The following is a 16,959-nucleotide window of genomic DNA, read 5'->3' as shown; positions in this document are numbered from 1 at the left end:
GACGACGGCACAACAACGCGGATTTTCAATTCCACAGTTGCGCCGGGGTAAGCCCGGCGCCGGCCGTCGCGTCGGCCGGCGCCGCCGCCGGCCCGCCGCTGGCCGCGGCTACGGCGCCGCCGGCGCCCCGACGCGGCGCCAGAACTGCACCTTCGGCGGCAGCGCCGGCGACACCACGATGTTGACCTGGAGCAGGTCGGGGCCGGCCAGGCCCATCAGGCAATCGTAGCTGGCGTCGCGCTCGCGGTTGTAGATGCGGCCTTGCCACTGGCCGTCGGCGGCCGGGGCGAAGTCTTGCAGGATGCCCAGGCCGAGCAGCGGGCGCGCGTTCGCCGGCGGCGGCGCCATGGCCGCCGCCGCCGGCCCGCTCATCGACCGGTTGGCGATGACCTTGACGACGGTGCCGCACAGGGATTGGCCGCAGGCGGCGATGTCGACTTCGAGGTTGCCGCTTTCGGTCAGCCAGCGCCCGGCCGGCGCCGGGCTTTGCGCGGCGCTCCAGCCGGCGGCGGCCAGGCCGATTGCGGCGGCGATCAAGTGGGTAGCGTTCATGGTGTGTTCCTGGTAGGTTGGGTGGCAAGCGCCAGAACGTATTGGAACGCGGCGGGATTGCTCGCATGTGTCGGCGGGTGGGTTTTTTGTAATCCAGTGTATCCGCGGCGGCGGTGGAAACCTTGTGTTACAAAAAACGCCGACGCGGCGCGAAAATCGGCTATAAAGCGGTATGCAACACATAGATCACATCCTGGTCGTCGACGACGACGCGGAAATCCGCGAACTGCTGGCCGCCTACCTGAGCAGGAACGGCTTCCAGGTGACGACGGCGGCCGGCGGCCGCCACATGCGCGCCGCGCTGGCCGGCGCCGCCGTCGACCTGCTGGTGCTGGACCTGATGCTGCCGGGCGAGGACGGCCTGACCCTGTGCCGCGACCTGCGCGCCGGCGCGGCGGCGGCGCTGCCGATCCTGATGCTGACCGCGCGCAACGAGGAGGCCGACCGCATCGTCGGCCTGGAGATGGGCGCCGACGACTACCTGACCAAGCCGTTCGCGCCGCGCGAGCTGCTGGCGCGCATCCGCGCGGTGCTGCGCCGCACCCGCATGCTGCCGCCGGCGCTGCGCGCGGCCGAGGCGGCGCACGTGCTGGCGTTCGGCGCGTGGCGGCTCGACACCACCGGCCGCCACCTGCTCGACGCCGACGGCACCATGGTTTCGCTGAGCGGCGCCGAATACCGCCTGCTGCGGGTCTTCCTCGACCATCCGCGGCGGGTGCTCAGCCGCGACCAGTTGCTCAACCTGACGCAGGGCCGCGAGGCCGAGCTGTTCGACCGCTCGATCGACATCCTGGTGAGCCGGCTGCGCCAGCGCCTGGGCGACGACTCGCGCGAGGCGCGCTACATCAAGACGGTGCGCAGCGAGGGCTATGTGTTCTCGACCGCGGTGGAGGCCGGCGCCGCCGGCGCGGGCGACGCGTGAGCGGGGCGCTGCGGCGGCTGTGGCCGGGTTCGCTGTTCGGCCGCCTCAGCGCGATCCTCTGCCTGGGCCTGGCGCTGTCCTACGCGCTGAACCTGCAACTGCTGCGCTACGAGCGCCGCGAAACCGGCAAGAACATGATGGTGTACTACCTGGCGCAGGACCTGGCCGCGTCGGTCGCCATCCTGGAGCGGGTGGCGCCGCTCGAACGCGCCGAGTGGCGGCTGCGCTTCGCCCGCCAGAACTACCGCTATACCGACGCGCCGGCGCAGCCGGGCGCGCCGCTGCACTCGCCGCTGGCGCTGCAGGTCGGCGGCGCGGTCGCGGCGGCGCTGGGGCCGCGCTATCCGCTGGCGCTCAGCGCGCGCGACGGCCGCATGTACCTGCAACTGCGGCTGGCCGACGCCACCCCGCTGACGGTGGAACTGGTGGCGACGGAGATGGCGCTGTCGCCGTGGTCGCGGCTGCTGTCGGCGCTGCAATTGCTGATGCTGACGCTGTTCACCTGGCTGGCGGTGCGCTGGACGACCCGGCCGCTGGCGCAACTGGCGCGCGCGGCCGACGCGCTCGGGCCGGAGCAGCGCGGCGCGCCGCTGCCGGAAGACGGCCCGCTGGAAGTGGCGCGGGCCGCGCGCGCCTTCAACGACATGCAGCGCCGCATCGCCACCCACTTGGCCGAGCGGATGCACATCCTGGCCGCCATCTCGCACGATTTGCAGACGCCGATCACGCGCCTGCGCCTGCGCGCCGACATGCTCGACAGCGCGGCCCTGCGCGACAAGTTCCAGGGCGACCTGGACGCGATGCAGGTGATGGTGGAGGAGGGCATCGCCTACGCGCGCAGCACCGGGGGCGCCAGCGAAAAGCCCTGCCGCACCGACCTCGACGCGCTACTCGACAGCCTGGTGTGCGACTACCGCGACGTCGGCCAGCACGTGACGCTGAGCGGCAGGGTCGGGCGCGCGGCCAGCACCCGGCCGCACGCGCTGCGCCGGGTGGTCGGCAATCTGCTCGACAACGCCATCAAGTTCGGCGGCGCGGCGGCGGTGGAGGTGGCGGTGCGGGCGGCGCCCGGCGGCGGCGTGGAAATCGCCGTGCTCGACCGCGGCCCCGGCATTCCCCCCGGCGAGCTGTACGCCGTGCTGCAACCGTTCTACCGGGTCGAAGGCTCGCGCAACCGCGCCACCGGCGGCACCGGACTGGGGTTGGCGATCGCGCAGCAACTGGCGCTCGCGCTGGGCGGCAGCCTGGCGCTGGCGAACCGCGCCGGCGGCGGCCTGGAGGCGCGCCTGCTACTGCCGTTGGACGGGGTGTAAGCCGATGCCGACGCCAGTCGGCTTATCCTCGTCGCGTCACAGCGGAGGGCTACGCCGACCCGCGACCAGCGCCGGCCGGCAACGCTGACAATCAAGCCGAGGCAGGCAGCCGGGGTCGCGCCTTCAGGCCCGCCCCCTGGGTTACGTCCTTGCTGTTCAGTTTCGACTCATTTCGCCGCGCTGGGCCGCAGCCCCGGCGCGGTTTCGCCCGGCAGCCACTTGGCGTAGATGGCGCCGAAGCTGCCGTCGCGCTTCATGCCGTCCAGGCCGGCCTGCCACTGCTGCACCAGCGCGTCCGCGGTCTGGCGCGAAAACGCGATGTAGTACTGCGATTCCATGAAGGTGTAGACCAGCTCGGCGTCGCCGGCCTTGGCGCCGACGTTGAGCAGCAGCGCGTCGATGGTCAGGTTGTCGCCGACCATCAGCTCGCGCCGCCCGGCCATCAGCATGCGCACCATGATGTCGGGCCGGGTCACCGGTTGCAGGTTGGTGAAACCGTTTTGCAGCAGCACCTGGTGCGAATAATATTCGCGCGGCACCAGGATCGCGCCCGCCGACTTCGCCTGGGCCAGGCTGGCCACGTGCACGCCGGCGCCGCGCCTGGCGTAAAAGCCGGTCTTCACGGTGGCGATCGGGCCGACCCATTTGAACTGGGCTTCGCGCTCGGCGGTGCGCATGGTCGCGAACAGCGCCACGTTCGCCTCCTGCTGCAGGATGGCGTAGGCGCGCGCCCACGGCAGCACTTGCGGCGCGACGGCGCTCTTCAGGCGGCGCTGGATGGCGTTGACGACATCGCTGCCCAGGCCGGCGGCCTTGCCGTTTTCGCTAAACGAGATCGGCGGGTTTTCCTCTGTCAGCACCTGGAGTTCGGCGGCGCCCGCGCCGGGGCCGCCGCCCAGCAGCGCGAGGGCGCATAGCCAGCCGGCGGCGCCGCGTCGTCTTGTCATGCCAGCCATCGCCGTTTCCCTTGGTTTGTCCAGTTGCTTCAAAAAATTATACCCGTATTGTTTGTGTCGCGAGCGTCAAAGATGCCGTTTTGTAGATCGGGCTAGCCGGAACGGCCCGACCCGACCGGCGTCGTCGGCGGCGCGGCGTCGGATGACGCTGTCGCTCATCGGACCTACGCGACTTTATTCGGCGGCATCAGGCAACGACCCGGGGTTGCGCCGTTGGTTTGTCTCAAGCCGCCGGCGCCGGCCGCCGCATGCTCCATACCATCAGCGCCGACACCAATGCCGGGATCGCCACGACCAGGAAAATGGTGCTGTTGGGCCAGTTCAGGCGGATCAGTTCGCCGCCCAGCACCGGTCCGATGATCGAGCCGATGCGTCCGATACCCAGGCTCCAGCCGATGCCGGTCGAGCGCAGCGTGGTCGGGTAGTAGCTGGCGGCGAGGGCGTTGACGGCCGGCTGGCCGCCGACGACGCAAAAGCCGGCCACGCCGATCGTCGCGAACAGGAACAGCAGCGACACGTCGGGGCGGCCGATCAGCGCAATCGCCACGGCCGCCACCACGAAGCAGGGCAGCAGCACGCGGCGGAAGCTGGAACGGTCGATCAGCTGGCCCATGACGATGGTGCCGACGGTGCCGCCGACTTGCAGCGCGGTGCCGGCGAGCACCGCGTTGGCGGTCGACAGCCCGGCGTCCTTGGCGATGGTGGGCAGCCAGTTCGACAGGAAATACAGGTTCAGCAGGTTCATAAAGTTCATCACCCACAGCAGCACGGTCATCTTGGCGCGGCCCTCGCGGAACAACTGCAACACCGGCGCGCCCTTGTGCTCCTTTTCCTGCACCACGAAGCGGGTAGCGCCGTCGATGACGGCGTCGGGCGCGATGCGTTTCAGCCAGAGCGCCACCTGGTTGAGGTTCTTCTTGCGCAGCACCAGGAATTGCATCGATTCCGGCAGCAGGAAGAACATCAGGATGCCGATGATCAGCGGCGCCACGCCGCCGACGTAAAACACCGACTGCCAGCCGAAAGTGGGAATCAGGGCGGCCGACAGCAGGCCGCCGAGCACCGCGCCGACCGTGAAGCCGCAGGAGACCAGCATCATCAGCGTGACCTTCTTGCGCAGCGGACTGTATTCGCCGGCCAGCGCCATCGCGTTCGGCATCACCGCGCCCAGGCCCAGGCCGGTGACGAAGCGGATCAGCTGCAATTGCTCGATGCTGCCGGCCAGCGGCGTGAGCAGCATGCAGACCGCAAAGAACAGGGTCGAGCCGATCAACACCGGGCGGCGGCCAATCTTGTCGGCGGCCACGCTGAATAGCAGCGAGCCGACCAGCATGCCCAGCAGGCCGGCGCCGAACACCGGTCCCAGGTTGGCTTTGCTGACGTGCCAGTCGGCGATGATGGCCGGGGCGACATAACCCATCGCCTGGACGTCGAAGCCGTCCATGATCACGCACAGGCCGCATAGGACCAGCATGCCGGTCTGGAAGCGGCCGATTTTGCTGCTGTTGATCAGATCGGGAATATCGATCGTATTGCTCATATTGCTGGACTCCTGGGGTGGATTGCTTGGGCTGGCGGCCGCCATGCCGAATGCGGTGTCCAGTGCTGCATTACAATCGACTTCAATCTATTATTCAAACGGTATTTTCGAATGGATTTATCAGCTTTCCTTGTGAATCGGCGGCGCTCGGGCGCGCCGGCGCGGCGCCATGTATGTCGTGGCGCATATAGGGATCATCATTTTCCCGTTGCGTTGGCGCGGGCGGGAGCGGGTAAGCTGCAGGCAGCGCACGAACCGTGCACAGCATTACGCCGGCAGAATCGTCGATTCTGCACCTCACTCCATGGAGAATTGATGAAATTTGCAGCCTTGCACGAACCGACCGACATTAACGCCGAGATCATCCCGCTGGCCCCCGAAGTGGCGGCGGCGCGCGCGCCGATCGACGATTACCTGAACGGCCATATCACCGGCGAGGCCAGCTACATGCGCAAGGCCTTCCATCCGGACGCCCGCATTGTTTCCTTCCGCGACGGCAAGTTGCACGCGCTGACGGTGGACGAATTTTCCGCGCGCTTCCAGGGCCAGCCGGCCGCCGACGAGGCGCAGCGCACCCGCCGCATCGAGTTTTTCGAAGTCACCGGCAACGCCGCGACCGCGAAGGTGGTGCTGGAGTATCCGGAAGTGACGTTCACCGATTACATGGTGTTGCTGGAAATCGACGGCGAGTGGAAGATCACCAACAAGACCTTCAGCGCCGCGCCGGTGCAGCAGTAAGCCAGCCGGCGCGCCGTGACAGCCGCCATACACCAACGCCAAAGAACCGGGGCCGGACTTGACGCCCCGGCCCCGGGGCGACGCCCCGGGCGTTAACGCGCCAACCCCTCAATCCCGGCTGGCGCTGGCAAACAAGCCGTTGTGCACCGTCGCCAGGATCGCCACGACGGCCGGATGTTCGATCTTGCGCGCGGCCGAGATGGCGTAGAAGTGCTCGCGCAGCTCGGGCACGTCGCCGACCATGTCGGCGTTGAATTGCTCCTTGATGTCGTACTCCAGCGCGGCCGGCGCGAAAAACAGCCCGAAGCCGTTGCGCCCGAAGGTGTTGAGCATCGCGTTGTCCTCGAATTCCCCCACCACGTCCGGACGCACGCCGTGCGTCACCAGCCATTCGTCGATGCGCCCGCGCAGCGCGTTGTTGCGCGTCGGTAGCAGCAGCGGCGCGCCGTTCAGGCTGCCGGGAAAGCCGCCGCGGTAGCGCTGCGCCAATTCCTTCACGCCGAACAGCTTCATCGCGCTTTCGCCCAGCAGGTGGCTGAACACGCGCACCCCGGCGCCGCTCGGCACCGCGCGGTCGGTCAGCACCACGTCGAGCTTGTGCAGCGCCAGGTCGGCCAGCAGCGACTCGAATTCATCCTCATAGCAGGCCAGCTTGACCTGCACCGCCAGGTGCCGGGTCGGCTCCAGGATGCGGTAGGCGATCAGTTTCGGCAGCGAGTCGGAAATGCCGACCGTCAGGCGCATTTTCTCGGTGTCGGACTCGGCCAGCGCGTCCTGCAACTGCTCGCCGAGCAGGAATATCTGGTCGGCGTAACCGAGCGCCAGCCGGCCGGCCTCGGTCGGCACCAGGCGCCGCCCCTGCGGCGCCAGCAGCGACTTGCCGACCGATTGTTCGAGCAGCGCCAACTGGCTGCTGATGGTCTGCACCGCCAGCCCGAGTCGTTCGGCGGCGCGCGTGACGCCCCCTTCTTTCGCGACAACCCAGAAGAAATACAAGTGTCGCAAGTTGAGTCCGGTTGTTTTCATCTTCTGTTTTTCCGATGTGATACTTCGATTATCTCCTATTTTTAAATAATCCGATGTTGGTTACACTGCACTTCGTTGACTTATTTATGAAGGGGTTTCAATGAAACATTTTAGAATTTCTTTCCTGGTCACGGCGGTTTGTCTGGCCGTGGCAGGCTGGTGGGGTTACAGCCACAACGGCATGTCGGGCATGTGGTCGGCGCTGGGTATCGCCGCCATCCTGGGTATCATGGAAGTGTCGCTGTCGTTCGACAACGCGGTCGTCAACGCCTCGGTGCTGAAGACCTGGGACGATTTCTGGCAGAAGTTGTTCCTCGGCGTAGGTATCATCATCGCGGTGTTCGGTATGCGTTTGCTGTTTCCGCTGGTGATCGTGGCGCAGGCCGCGGACCTGGGCTTGATGGAAGTGTGGCACCTGGCGCTGAACGATCCGATAGCCTATTCGACGCACTTGACCAACCACCACGCGGAAGTGGCGGCCTTCGGCGGTATTTTCCTGCTGCTGGTGTTCCTGAACTTCCTGCTGGACGATGAAAAAGAAATGCATTGGCTGGGCCGCCTGGAAGAAAAGCTGGGCGCGCTGGGCAAGATTTCCTCGGTGTCGGTGATGCTTGCGCTGGGTACCTTGATGGCCAGCCTGTCGATGGTGGAAGAAGGCCAGAAACTGGTGGTGCTGACGGCCGGCCTGTGGGGCGTGCTGACGTATGTCGGCGTCGACGTGGTCAGCGGTTTGCTGGAAAAAGAGGACAGCGGCAGCAATGTCGGCGATCTGGTCAAGCGCGGCGGTATCGGCGGTTTCCTGTACCTGGAAGTGCTGGACGCGTCGTTCTCCTTCGACGGCGTGATCGGCGCGTTCGCGATCACCAAGGACGTGGTGATCATTATGTTGGGCCTGGCGATCGGCGCGATGTTCGTACGGTCGATGACGGTGTTCTTGGTGAAAAAGGGTACCCTTGACGAGTTCGTTTTCCTGGAGCACGGCGCGCACTATGCGATCGGTATCCTGGCGGTGATTATGTTGGCGAGCATGAAATTCCACATTCCGGAAATCTTTACCGGTCTGATTGGTGTAGCCTTCATCCTGGCGTCGCTGTGGTCGTCGGTACGTTACAAACGCAAACAGGGCGGGCTCGAAGTGGCCGCCTAACGAAGCCTTAAGTATCACAGTGCAGTATCAGTGCGGCAATCGATGAACACCGGTTCGCCGCCGGCAGTACCCAGGCGCCAGTGCCGGCTCCGCAAGGCGGAACGGCGGCGGCGCCAGGTGTTCATGAAGCACAGCAACACTTTTTCATCACATAGGAGAAACACATCATGGCAATCAGTCTGCAAAAAGGCGGCAACGTTAATCTGAGCAAAGAAGCGCCGGGCTTGTCGAAAATGGTTCTTGGTCTGGGTTGGGATGCGCGCGCCACCGACGGCGCCGCGTTCGACATCGACGGCTCCGCGTTCCTGCTGAAGGTCGACGGCAAAGTGCGCGCCGACCTCGACATGATTTTCTATAACAACCTGAAGTCGAGCGACGGTTCGGTCACCCACTCGGGCGACAACCGCACCGGCGCCGGCGACGGCGACGACGAAACCGTCTCGGTCGACCTGGCCATGGTGCCGGCCGACGTCGACAAGATTTCGGTCTGCGTGACGATCCACGACGCCGAAGCGCGCAAGCAAAACTTCGGCATGGTACAGAAGGCGTATGTGCGCTGCATCAACGCCAACGGCAATACCGAAATCGCCCGCTTCGACCTGTCCGAGGACGGTTCGGCGGAAACCGCGATGGTCTTCGGCGAGATCTACCGCAACGGCGCCGATTGGAAATTCAAGGCCATCGGCCAAGGCTACAAAGGCGGCCTGGGTCCTCTGGCGGCGTCGTTCGGCGTCGGCGTGTAATACGCGCCTGGCCGCGGTCCGCGTGGCGGGCCGCGGCCAGCTTGGATGCATTCGCAGGCCTGCTTTCAGGCGACAAGGAAAGTTCAAATGCCAGTTTTTAGCATCACAGGGGATGTGGACCCGTTTCTGCACGTATCGCTTGCGAAGGGCGAAAAAATCTATTGCGAATCGGACGCGATGGTGATGATGGAGTCCAACCTGGACTTGAAGGGCAAGATGACCGGCGGTATCGGCAGCGCCATCATGCGCCGCTTCGCTAACGGCGAGTCGTTTTTCCAGCAGCACATCGAGGCGCTGCGCGGCGACGGCGATTGCCTGCTCTCGCCAACCCTGCCGGGCGCGATGCAGATCGTCGACGTCGGCGCCAACCAGTACATGCTCAGCGACGGCGCCTTCGTGGCCGCCAGCTCGGGTGTGGACTTGAAGGTGCGCACGCAAAGCCTGGGCAACGCGCTGTTCGCGCAGAGCGGCGGTTTTTTCATCACCGAGACGGCCGGCAGCGGCCAGGTCGCGGTGTCCGGCTTCGGCTCGATGTCGCAGCTGGAGGTCACGCCGGGCAAGGACATCGTCATCGACAATTCCCACGTGGTGTGTTGGGACAGCCGGTTGAAGTACGAAATTTCCATTACCACCGGCAGCAGCGGCGGTTTCCTCGGCAACCTGGTCAACAGCCAGACCAGCGGCGAGGGCATGGTGTTGAAGTTTTCGGGCCAGGGTAAGGTTTTGGTGTGTTCGCGCAACCGCGCCGCCTTCCTGAACTGGACCCAGCGCAAGCAGTCGTAATTTATATACATACAACATCTAGGAGCTACTATGTCAGTCAATTTGAGCAAGGGCCAGAAAATCTCTCTGGACAAGGAAGCCGGCGCCACGCTGAGCCGTATCACCATGGGCTTGGGCTGGGATTCGATCAAGACCAAGGGTTTCTTCGGCTTTGGCGCGAAGACCGAGGCGATCGACTTGGACGCGTCGTGCGTGATGTTCGACGAGGGCAACAACAAGTCCGACATCGTCTGGTTCCGCCAGCTGAAAAGCCGTGACGGCAGCGTCGTCCACACCGGCGACAACCGCACCGGCGCCGGCGACGGCGACGACGAACAGATCAACGTCGACCTGAGCCAAGTGCCGGCCAACGTGAAAAGCCTGGTGTTTACCGTCAACAGTTTCACCGGCCAGAATTTTTCGCAGGTGGAAAACGCCTACTGCCGTATCCTCAACGCCAGCAACAACCAGGAAGTGGCGCGCTTCAACCTGTCGGTGCAGGGCGCGCACACGGCGCAGATCATGGCCAAGCTGTACCGCCACAACGGCGAGTGGAAGATGCACGCGATCGGCGAAAACGGCAACGGCCGCACCTTCGACGACCTGATGCCGCAAATCACCCCGCACCTGTAAGGCCACCGCGGCGGCGCCCGCCGCCGCGTCCGTTTTATTCTTATCCGGTCCGCTGATGCTGATCCGCGACTTACGCGCCGGCGAGGAAAGCGATCCGGGGGCGCTGTCCTTCGGGGCGGTGCACGCATTGGCGGCCCGGCATTATGCAGCGGCGCGCTGGCTCGGCGGCACCGAAATTGGCTCGCAGGGATAGTATTCTGTTTGCTAAAAAAGCACCATTTCTGTTCTAATTATTCCATACGGCGGGACCGCAACGTTCCGTTCAGATTCTTTGGCGCTGCCGCGATCCGGCCGCGCCGGGCCCGCCCCGCGTGCGGGCCGCATCCGAATTCACATCTCACATGGAAAAAATTATGCGCAAAGTTGCAGGTATATTGACGCTGGTACTGCTGGCGGGCGCCTTGCCGGCGCGGGCGATGGAGGCGCTGGCGCCGACCGCGATGGAGGAGACGCACGTGTTTACGGTCGAGGTGTTGCAGGTCACCGACATCGAGCCGTTCCAGGAGGCCATGACGGGGTTTCTGACGGGGTTGAAGAACAATGGCATCGTGCCGGGCAAAAATTTGCGCTTGAACCGCGTGAAGATCGATTTCGACGTCGAAAAGGGCGGCTTCTGGAGCCGGATCGGCGTCTTGATGCGCATCCGCGAGGAGGCCACCCGCATCGCCGCCGCCAAGCCCGACCTGGTGCTGACCATCGGCACGCCGGCCACCCGCTACGCCCGCGGCATTCTGGAGGACGCCGGCATTCCGCTGGTGTTTACGGCCGTCGCCGATCCGAAGGAGGCCGGCTGCGTCTCGCTGGTCGACGGCGGCGAGGGCGTCACCGGCGCCACCCTGCACACCGACATGGGCGACACGGTCAAGCTGGTGCAGCAGATTTTCCCGCAGGTGCGGCGCATCGGCATGGTCCACACCGACGATGAAAACGGCGTCGCCAACGTCAACGCCGCCACATCCAGCGCCGGCCAATTGGGCATCGCCGTGTCGTCCAAACTGGTGGGCAAGAGCGACAGCATCGTGCCGTCGCTGAAGCAGTTGTACGGGCAGGGCGGGGTGCAGATGTTCGCCGTGCCGCTGGACACCTATTACGGCCTGCGCAAGTACGAGCCGGCCACCGACCTGGGCGATTTCGGCGTCGAGAACCAGGTGCCGGTGGTGACGTTGGCGCTGATGCGCCTGCCCGGCGCGGTGCTGTATGTCGGCGCCGATTTCGGTTACGTCGGCGCGCTCTCGGGCAACCAGGCGGCGCGCATATTGCAGCGCCACGTCAAGCCGGACGTGATGCCCATCCTCAAGCAGGAGGAGCCGACGGTGCTGATCGACCCGCGGCGCCTGGCCGCGCTGAACGTCGCGCTGCCGTCGGCGATCATGGCGCGCACCTCGGTCGGCCGCGACGGCTTCTGGCAGATCGGCGCCGCCAAGTAGGCGTTGAAGCTGGCGGCGCGATAGTCAGGGCGGGCCGTCGCGCCGCAGCACCGGGTTGGCCGGGTCGCTGCTCCAGGCGCACCAGCCGCCGTCGTAGACGCTGATGCGCGGCCAGTCCATCAGCCAGGCGTAGTAGAAGGCCAGCGAGGCGCGCCAGCCGGTGCCGCAGTAGAAGGCGGTGTCCTGGCCGGCGTGGATGCCGGCCTCGGCCCAGATGGCGCGGATGGCGGCGGCGTCGCGCATGCTGCCGTCCGGGTGGTGGAACTCGCTCATGCTGTTGACGTCGTCGCCGCTACCGGCGTGGCCCCAGCGCGCGCCGGGAATGTCGCCGCGGGCGTCGATGTAGCTGTAGCCCGAGGTGCGGCCGATGAACTCGTTCCAGGTGCGGATGCTGACCAGCGCGCCGTCCGGCTGCAGCAGCAGTTGCCGCACGCGGCCGGTGTCGATCAGGTAGTCGGGGCGGGCCGGGAAGGGCGCGCCGAACGCGGCCGCGGGCGGGTGGCGCCGCGCCGCGCCCGTCGCCAGCGCGCCGCCGGCGCCGTTCCAGGCCGCCAGGCCGCCGTCGAGCAGGCGTACGTCGGCGACGCCGGCGTACAGCATCAGGTGCGCGGCGCGCGCCGCCGCCAGCGGATGGCGTCCGTACAGTAGCACGGTGCTGTCGTGGCGCACGCCGTGCGCCAGCAGCAGTTGCAGCAGCGCCGGGTCGGGCACCTTGTCCCACAACGGCGCCCGCTCCAGTTGCGCGGTGTCGAGGTAGCCGGCGCCGGGGATGTGGCCGGCGCTAAACAGCGCGGCGTCGCCGCAGCCGACTTCGAACAGGCGCCAGTGCCCGGCCGGCGCGGCGGCCACCGGCGCGCCGGCGATCAGCGCCGCCAGCCACGCCGGCGGCACCAGCTGCCGCCAGCGCACCAGGTCGCCGCGCCAGGCGGTGGGGATGGTTTGCGTCATGGAAGGGGGCATCGGCGCGGCTTGCTGCGGAAAGGGATCAGCCCGTATTTTAACGCCTGCCTGTGCTCCAGCCGCCGGCGCGCCGGTGCGATTTTCGTAGGTCGGGTTAGCCGGTCAGATTCCATGCGGCGGCGTCACGCCGGCGCGAACGCGGCCAGCATGCGCCGCTGGCCGGCCGCCGAGACGCTCAGCGCGCGGCTGTCGAGGTCTTGCTCGGCCCAGCCGCGCTTGAGCGCCAGTTGCAGCAGCGCCGCGCCGAGCGCGCCGCCGATGTGCGGGCGGCGCTCGCTCCAGTCCAGGCAGGGGCAGGCGAAACGCCGCCTCAGCTTGCGCAGCGCCGCCAAGTCCAGGCCGAGCCGCTCGAAGCCGGCCGCGCCCTGCGCCGACAGCGTGTAGTCGGCCGCGCCCGGCGCCGCCGCCAGCAACCAGCCCTGCGCGGCGATCTGGTCGTGCAGCGCCACCGCCACCGAGCCGGCCATGTGGTCGTAGCAGGTGCGGGCGTGGCGCAGCCGGCTTGGCGTGTTCGGCGTGAATTCGGGGCGCGGCAAACCGGCCACCACCAGCAGCGCTTCCAAGGCCTTGGCGACGTCGGCGCCGGCCAGTTGGTAGTAGCGGTGCTTGCCCTGCGCCACCATCTGCACCAGGCGTTCGTCGCGCAGGCGGTTCAGGTGCGCGCTGGCGGTCGATGGACTCACCTCTGCCACCACCGACAGTTCGGTGCTGGTGCGGGCGCGGCCGTCGAGCAGGCAGCACAGCATGCGCGCCCGCGCCGGTTCGGCGATGGCGCCGGCGACGGCGGACAGGGAGGTGTCGGCGTTTTTTGCATCCATGCTTCGTTGGTGAGCGAATCGTTGCGGCGGGAATGCCAGGATACTGCACTGTATCCCGACATGCAATGAGAGCAGAGCAGATGACAGAACAGATGACGGCAATCGATGCGCTGGCGGCGCCGACGCGCGCCGATCCCTATCCGTATTACGCCGAACTGGCGGCCGGCCCGGCGCTGGCGTTCGACGCGCGCCTGGGCCTGTGGCTGGCGGCCGGCGCCGCCGCCGTCGAGGCGGTGCTGGGCGAGCCGCGCTGCCGCGTGCGCCCGCTCGCCGAGCCGGTGCCGGCGGCGCTGGCGGGGGGCGGCGCCGGCGCCATCTTCGGCGAACTGGTGCGCATGAACGACGGCGCCCGCCACCGCCAGCCCAAGCTGGCCTTGCAGCGCGCGCTGGCCGGCGTCGACCCGCTGGCGTTGCGGGCCGGCGCCGCGGCCGTCGCCGCCGCCTCGGCGGCGACGCGCGACCTGCGCCAGCCGGCGCAACTGTCCGACTGGATGGTCGAGGTGCCGCTGTATACCGTTGCCGGCCTGATCGGCTTTCCTCGGTCGCAATGGCCGGCGCTGGCGGCCTGGATGGCCGACTTCGTCGCCTGCCTGTCGCCGCTGAGCAGCGCCGCGCAGATCGCCGGGGCCAACGCCGCCGCGCAGCAACTGTTGCATAGTTTTGAGGCCTTGCTGCGGCAAGCCGCGCCGCAGCCGGGCAGCCTGTTGCAGGCGGTGCTGCGCGAAGCGGCCGAGGTTGGCTGGGACGGGGCCGGCGCCATCCTGGCCAACCTGGTCGGCTTGCTGTCGCAAACCTACGAGGCGACGGCTGGCCTGGTCGGCAACAGCATCGTCGCCTTGCTGAGCCAGCCCGGCCTGGCGCGCGCCGTCGGCGCCGCGCCGGAGCGCGTCGACGCGCTGGTGCACGAGGTCAGCCGCTTCGACCCGCCGGTGCACAACACGCGGCGCTACATGGCCCAGGCCGGCACGCTGTGCGGCGTCGACGTCGCGGCCGGGCAGACCATTCTGGTGCTGCTCGCCGCCGCCAGCCGCGACCCGGCCGCCAACCCGCGGCCGCACGAATTCTTGCTGGAGCGGCCGGCGCGGCGGGTGTTCGGCTTCGGCCACGGGCCGCACGCCTGCCCCGGCCACGCGCTGGCGTGCAGCATCGCGGCGGCGGCCGTGGCCGAGTGGCGCCGCCGGCCGCCGGCGCCGGGGGCGCTGGCGTGGCGCTACCGCCGCTCGGTGAACGCGCGCATTCCGGTTTTCCACCTCGCGCAGGGGCAAGCATGATCGCGGTTATTTTCGAAGTCTGGCCGCATCCCGGGGCCAGGCGGGCCGCGGTGTTCCGCGATTACCGGCTGCGCCGCGCCGGCGTCAGCTGATGGTCACTTTGACGGTGACGCGGTAATGCGGCTCCGGCGCGTGCAGCGCCGGCGGCGCGGCGGGATCGACCGAGACCAGCGTGAACGTGAGTTTTTGCTGGGTCACTTCGGGGCTGCCGCCGGGCATCGAGTCGGACAGCGTGAACGAGGACGCGCCGGTGCCGTCGCTCAGCGTGAAACTGTAGCTGACGTAGCCGGCCCAGACGCACACCGCGCCGGTTTTGCAGCGGCTGTCGTTGACCCGGTCGAGCTTGAGGGTGGCGGTGGGGGTGACGGCCACGCTTTGGCCGACCGCCATCACGTGCGTGACGCTGCCGGCCGGCGGGTTGTCGGCGGCGCTGCTGGCCGCGCCGCAGGCGCCCAGCAGCGCCAGGCAGGCGCACAGGGCGGGCAGGATCAGCCATAAACGCAGAATGTTTCGCTTCATATTCTTCCTTTCGGTGCCGCGGGCCGGGGAGCCGGCCACAGTGGATCGGGGACGAGGATAACAAAATTGCCATTTCGGTGGCGCGCAAACAAAATCGATGGCGCGCCGGATACTGCGTAAAATGGCGTTTTGAAATAAACGAGGACGGAAACAATGAAAAAGACCGGAATGGCGAAGAGCGATGCCAAAAAACTCATGGGGAAAATGGTCGCCCCTGGCGCGGCCGGTTTCGGTAAAGAAGACGTGGCCGTGCTGGACCGCCGCGAGCAGCGCAAGCTGGACCAGGCGCTGGGCCTGGTGCCGTTCGCCGTCAAGCTGAACAGCGACCTGGTGCTGCAGTTGCAAACGCTGGCCAAAGAGCGCGGCGTCGATCTGAACGAGGTGGTCGCCGACGTGCTGGCCAAGGGCTTGGCCGCGTAAAGTCAGAAGGCCGAAGGCCGGCGCCGGCGCCTGCCGATGGCATGAAAAAAGGCGCCCGTGTGAGCGCCTTTTTTGTGCCTGCCGCGGCGTCGCTTACACGAAGGCGGCCAGGGCGCCCTTCATTTTCTTCAGCGCCGCCGTTTCAATCTGGCGGATGCGCTCGGCCGAGACGCCGAACTCGTTGGCCAGCGTGTGCAGCGTGGCGCCGGAGCCGTCGTCGTTGGCCAGCCAGCGCGCTTCGACGATGCGGCGCGAACGGGCGTCGAGCTTGCCCAGCGCCGTTTCCAGCCCCTCCGATTGCAGGCGCGTCACCTGTTCCGCTTCCAGCACCTTGGTCGGCTCGCTTTGCTCCGACGACAGGTAGGCGATCGGCGAGAACTTGTCGTCCTCGTCGTCGGTCGGCGATTCGAGCGCGATGTCGCGCCCGCTCAGGCGGGTTTCCATCTCGATCACTTCTTCGCGCTTGACGTCCAGCAGCTTCGCCAGCGCGTCGATTTGCGTCGGCGTCATCGCGTCCAGGCCGGTCTTGTGGCTGCGCAGGTTGAAGAACAGCTTGCGCTGCGCCTTCGTCGTCGCCACTTTCACCAGGCGCCAGTTTTTCAAGATGTATTCATGCATCTCGGCCTTGATCCAGTGCATCGCGTACGACACCAGGCGCACGCCCTGGTCCGGGTCGAAACGCTTGACCGCCTTCATCAGGCCGATGTTGCCTTCCTGGATCAGGTCGGCGTGCGGCAGGCCGTAGCCCAGGTAACCGCGGGCGATCGACACCACCAGGCGCAGATGGGACAGCACCAGTTCTTGCGCGGCGGCCAGGTCGTTGCTGGCGCGCAGACGCGTCGCCAGCGATTTTTCCTCGTCGTGCGATAGCATCGGCAGACGGTTGACGGCGGAAATATAGGCATCCAGGTTACCCAGATTGCCGGTAAACCCGAGGCCCAGCGCGTTACTCTTGGTCGTAACCAATGCGGACGGTGCGGACATCATAGTCATATATCTTCCTCGCTCTTGTAGTCTTGCTCTGTTACCAATGTGCCATCGGGGTCCGGGGTCGACACGGACTGTTACGGTTTGTTACCTGTTGCGTCTTGCCGGAGGCGGGGGCGGCGTCATCTTGCTTAAACCGCGTCCCGACCATGATTGTTGCGTATATTAGCACTCTGCCGTGGAGAGTGCCAATCGCGTCAACTAATCGCGACGATAGCATAAATA

General features: G+C 66.8%; 19 protein-coding genes. 11 read left to right on the top strand and 8 right to left on the bottom strand.

Annotation, left to right across the window (positions count from 1 at the left end; genetic code table 11):
• Positions 1-108 precede the first annotated feature (108 nt).
• Positions 109-552 carry a DUF2147 domain-containing protein gene (locus tag JANGC3_RS0125025; protein ID WP_026133493.1) on the bottom strand — a complete coding sequence of 148 codons (444 nt, stop codon included), beginning with the start codon at positions 550-552 and terminating at the stop codon, positions 109-111.
• Between the two features lie 172 nt (positions 553-724).
• Here JANGC3_RS0125025 and JANGC3_RS0125020 point away from each other — a divergent pair, with 172 nt between their 5' ends.
• Together JANGC3_RS0125020 and JANGC3_RS0125015 are read left to right on the top strand one after the other, a co-directional pair.
• On the top strand, positions 725-1,474 hold the full coding sequence (locus JANGC3_RS0125020; protein ID WP_017879237.1) for a response regulator: 750 nt from the start codon (positions 725-727) through the stop codon (positions 1,472-1,474).
• The gene (locus JANGC3_RS0125015) at positions 1,471-2,787 is read left to right on the top strand and encodes an ATP-binding protein (RefSeq protein WP_017879236.1); all 1,317 of its coding nucleotides are present in this window, start codon (positions 1,471-1,473) and stop codon (positions 2,785-2,787) included. The genes JANGC3_RS0125020 and JANGC3_RS0125015 overlap by 4 nt, the downstream gene beginning before the upstream one ends.
• Before the next feature lie 167 nt (positions 2,788-2,954).
• Here JANGC3_RS0125015 and JANGC3_RS30080 read toward each other — a convergent pair whose 3' ends face one another.
• Together JANGC3_RS30080 and JANGC3_RS0125005 are read right to left on the bottom strand one after the other, a co-directional pair.
• Positions 2,955-3,734 (bottom strand): substrate-binding periplasmic protein, encoded by a 780-nt coding sequence (locus tag JANGC3_RS30080; RefSeq protein WP_157407000.1) that lies wholly within the window; start codon positions 3,732-3,734, stop codon positions 2,955-2,957.
• A gap of 232 nt (positions 3,735-3,966) precedes the next feature.
• Complete coding sequence (locus JANGC3_RS0125005) at positions 3,967-5,283, bottom strand: MFS transporter (RefSeq protein WP_017879234.1); 1,317 nt, start codon at positions 5,281-5,283, stop codon at positions 3,967-3,969.
• A 315-nt stretch (positions 5,284-5,598) separates the two neighbouring features.
• Here JANGC3_RS0125005 and JANGC3_RS0125000 point away from each other — a divergent pair, with 315 nt between their 5' ends.
• Positions 5,599-6,021, top strand: a complete 423-nt coding sequence (locus JANGC3_RS0125000; protein ID WP_081612031.1) for a nuclear transport factor 2 family protein — start codon at positions 5,599-5,601, stop codon at positions 6,019-6,021.
• A 108-nt stretch (positions 6,022-6,129) separates the two neighbouring features.
• Here the strand turns inward: JANGC3_RS0125000 and nhaR are convergent, their stop codons facing one another.
• Positions 6,130-7,047 carry a transcriptional activator NhaR gene (gene nhaR, locus JANGC3_RS0124995; protein ID WP_026133491.1) on the bottom strand — a complete coding sequence of 306 codons (918 nt, stop codon included), beginning with the start codon at positions 7,045-7,047 and terminating at the stop codon, positions 6,130-6,132.
• A gap of 100 nt (positions 7,048-7,147) precedes the next feature.
• Between nhaR and JANGC3_RS0124990 the strand changes: the two genes are divergently transcribed.
• From JANGC3_RS0124990 to JANGC3_RS0124965, 6 genes are all read left to right on the top strand, one after another.
• Positions 7,148-8,194, top strand: coding sequence for a DUF475 domain-containing protein (locus tag JANGC3_RS0124990; RefSeq protein ID WP_017879231.1), 1,047 nt, complete (start codon positions 7,148-7,150; stop codon positions 8,192-8,194).
• A 167-nt stretch (positions 8,195-8,361) separates the two neighbouring features.
• Positions 8,362-8,937: a TerD family protein gene (locus JANGC3_RS0124985; RefSeq protein ID WP_017879230.1), complete on the top strand. Its 576-nt coding sequence runs from the start codon at positions 8,362-8,364 to the stop codon at positions 8,935-8,937.
• A gap of 87 nt (positions 8,938-9,024) precedes the next feature.
• On the top strand, positions 9,025-9,720 hold the full coding sequence (locus tag JANGC3_RS0124980) for a TIGR00266 family protein (protein ID WP_026133490.1): 696 nt from the start codon (positions 9,025-9,027) through the stop codon (positions 9,718-9,720).
• 30 nt (positions 9,721-9,750) lie between these two features.
• Positions 9,751-10,332 (top strand): TerD family protein, encoded by a 582-nt coding sequence (locus JANGC3_RS0124975; RefSeq protein ID WP_017879228.1) that lies wholly within the window; start codon positions 9,751-9,753, stop codon positions 10,330-10,332.
• A gap of 55 nt (positions 10,333-10,387) precedes the next feature.
• A complete protein-coding gene (locus tag JANGC3_RS33010) occupies positions 10,388-10,525 on the top strand; it encodes a hypothetical protein (protein ID WP_017879227.1) in 138 nt (45 codons plus the stop codon).
• Positions 10,526-10,685: 160 nt separating this feature from the next.
• On the top strand, positions 10,686-11,759 hold the full coding sequence (locus JANGC3_RS0124965; protein ID WP_026133489.1) for an ABC transporter substrate-binding protein: 1,074 nt from the start codon (positions 10,686-10,688) through the stop codon (positions 11,757-11,759).
• 24 nt (positions 11,760-11,783) lie between these two features.
• Here JANGC3_RS0124965 and JANGC3_RS0124960 read toward each other — a convergent pair whose 3' ends face one another.
• Both JANGC3_RS0124960 and JANGC3_RS0124955 read right to left on the bottom strand, forming a co-directional pair.
• Positions 11,784-12,707: a sulfurtransferase gene (locus tag JANGC3_RS0124960; RefSeq protein ID WP_017879225.1), complete on the bottom strand. Its 924-nt coding sequence runs from the start codon at positions 12,705-12,707 to the stop codon at positions 11,784-11,786.
• Positions 12,708-12,841: 134 nt separating this feature from the next.
• Complete coding sequence (locus JANGC3_RS0124955) at positions 12,842-13,537, bottom strand: ArsR/SmtB family transcription factor (protein ID WP_017879224.1); 696 nt, start codon at positions 13,535-13,537, stop codon at positions 12,842-12,844.
• Between the two features lie 92 nt (positions 13,538-13,629).
• On the opposite strand from JANGC3_RS0124955, the gene JANGC3_RS0124950 reads away from it, so the two are divergent.
• Complete coding sequence (locus JANGC3_RS0124950; protein WP_017879223.1) at positions 13,630-14,808, top strand: cytochrome P450; 1,179 nt, start codon at positions 13,630-13,632, stop codon at positions 14,806-14,808.
• 84 nt (positions 14,809-14,892) lie between these two features.
• Here the strand turns inward: JANGC3_RS0124950 and JANGC3_RS0124940 are convergent, their stop codons facing one another.
• The gene (locus JANGC3_RS0124940) at positions 14,893-15,327 is read right to left on the bottom strand and encodes a hypothetical protein (protein ID WP_026133487.1); all 435 of its coding nucleotides are present in this window, start codon (positions 15,325-15,327) and stop codon (positions 14,893-14,895) included.
• A gap of 153 nt (positions 15,328-15,480) precedes the next feature.
• On the opposite strand from JANGC3_RS0124940, the gene JANGC3_RS0124935 reads away from it, so the two are divergent.
• Positions 15,481-15,747, top strand: coding sequence for a hypothetical protein (locus JANGC3_RS0124935; protein WP_017879220.1), 267 nt, complete (start codon positions 15,481-15,483; stop codon positions 15,745-15,747).
• Between the two features lie 93 nt (positions 15,748-15,840).
• Here JANGC3_RS0124935 and rpoH read toward each other — a convergent pair whose 3' ends face one another.
• Positions 15,841-16,734: an RNA polymerase sigma factor RpoH gene (gene rpoH, locus JANGC3_RS0124930; RefSeq protein ID WP_035789056.1), complete on the bottom strand. Its 894-nt coding sequence runs from the start codon at positions 16,732-16,734 to the stop codon at positions 15,841-15,843.
• Between the last annotated feature and the right edge of the window lie 225 nt (positions 16,735-16,959).

It is taken from the genome of Janthinobacterium sp. CG3 (assembly GCF_000344615.1).
Lineage (GTDB): Bacteria > Pseudomonadota > Gammaproteobacteria > Burkholderiales > Burkholderiaceae_D > Janthinobacterium.
This window is presented reverse-complemented; position numbering and strand designations above follow the sequence as displayed.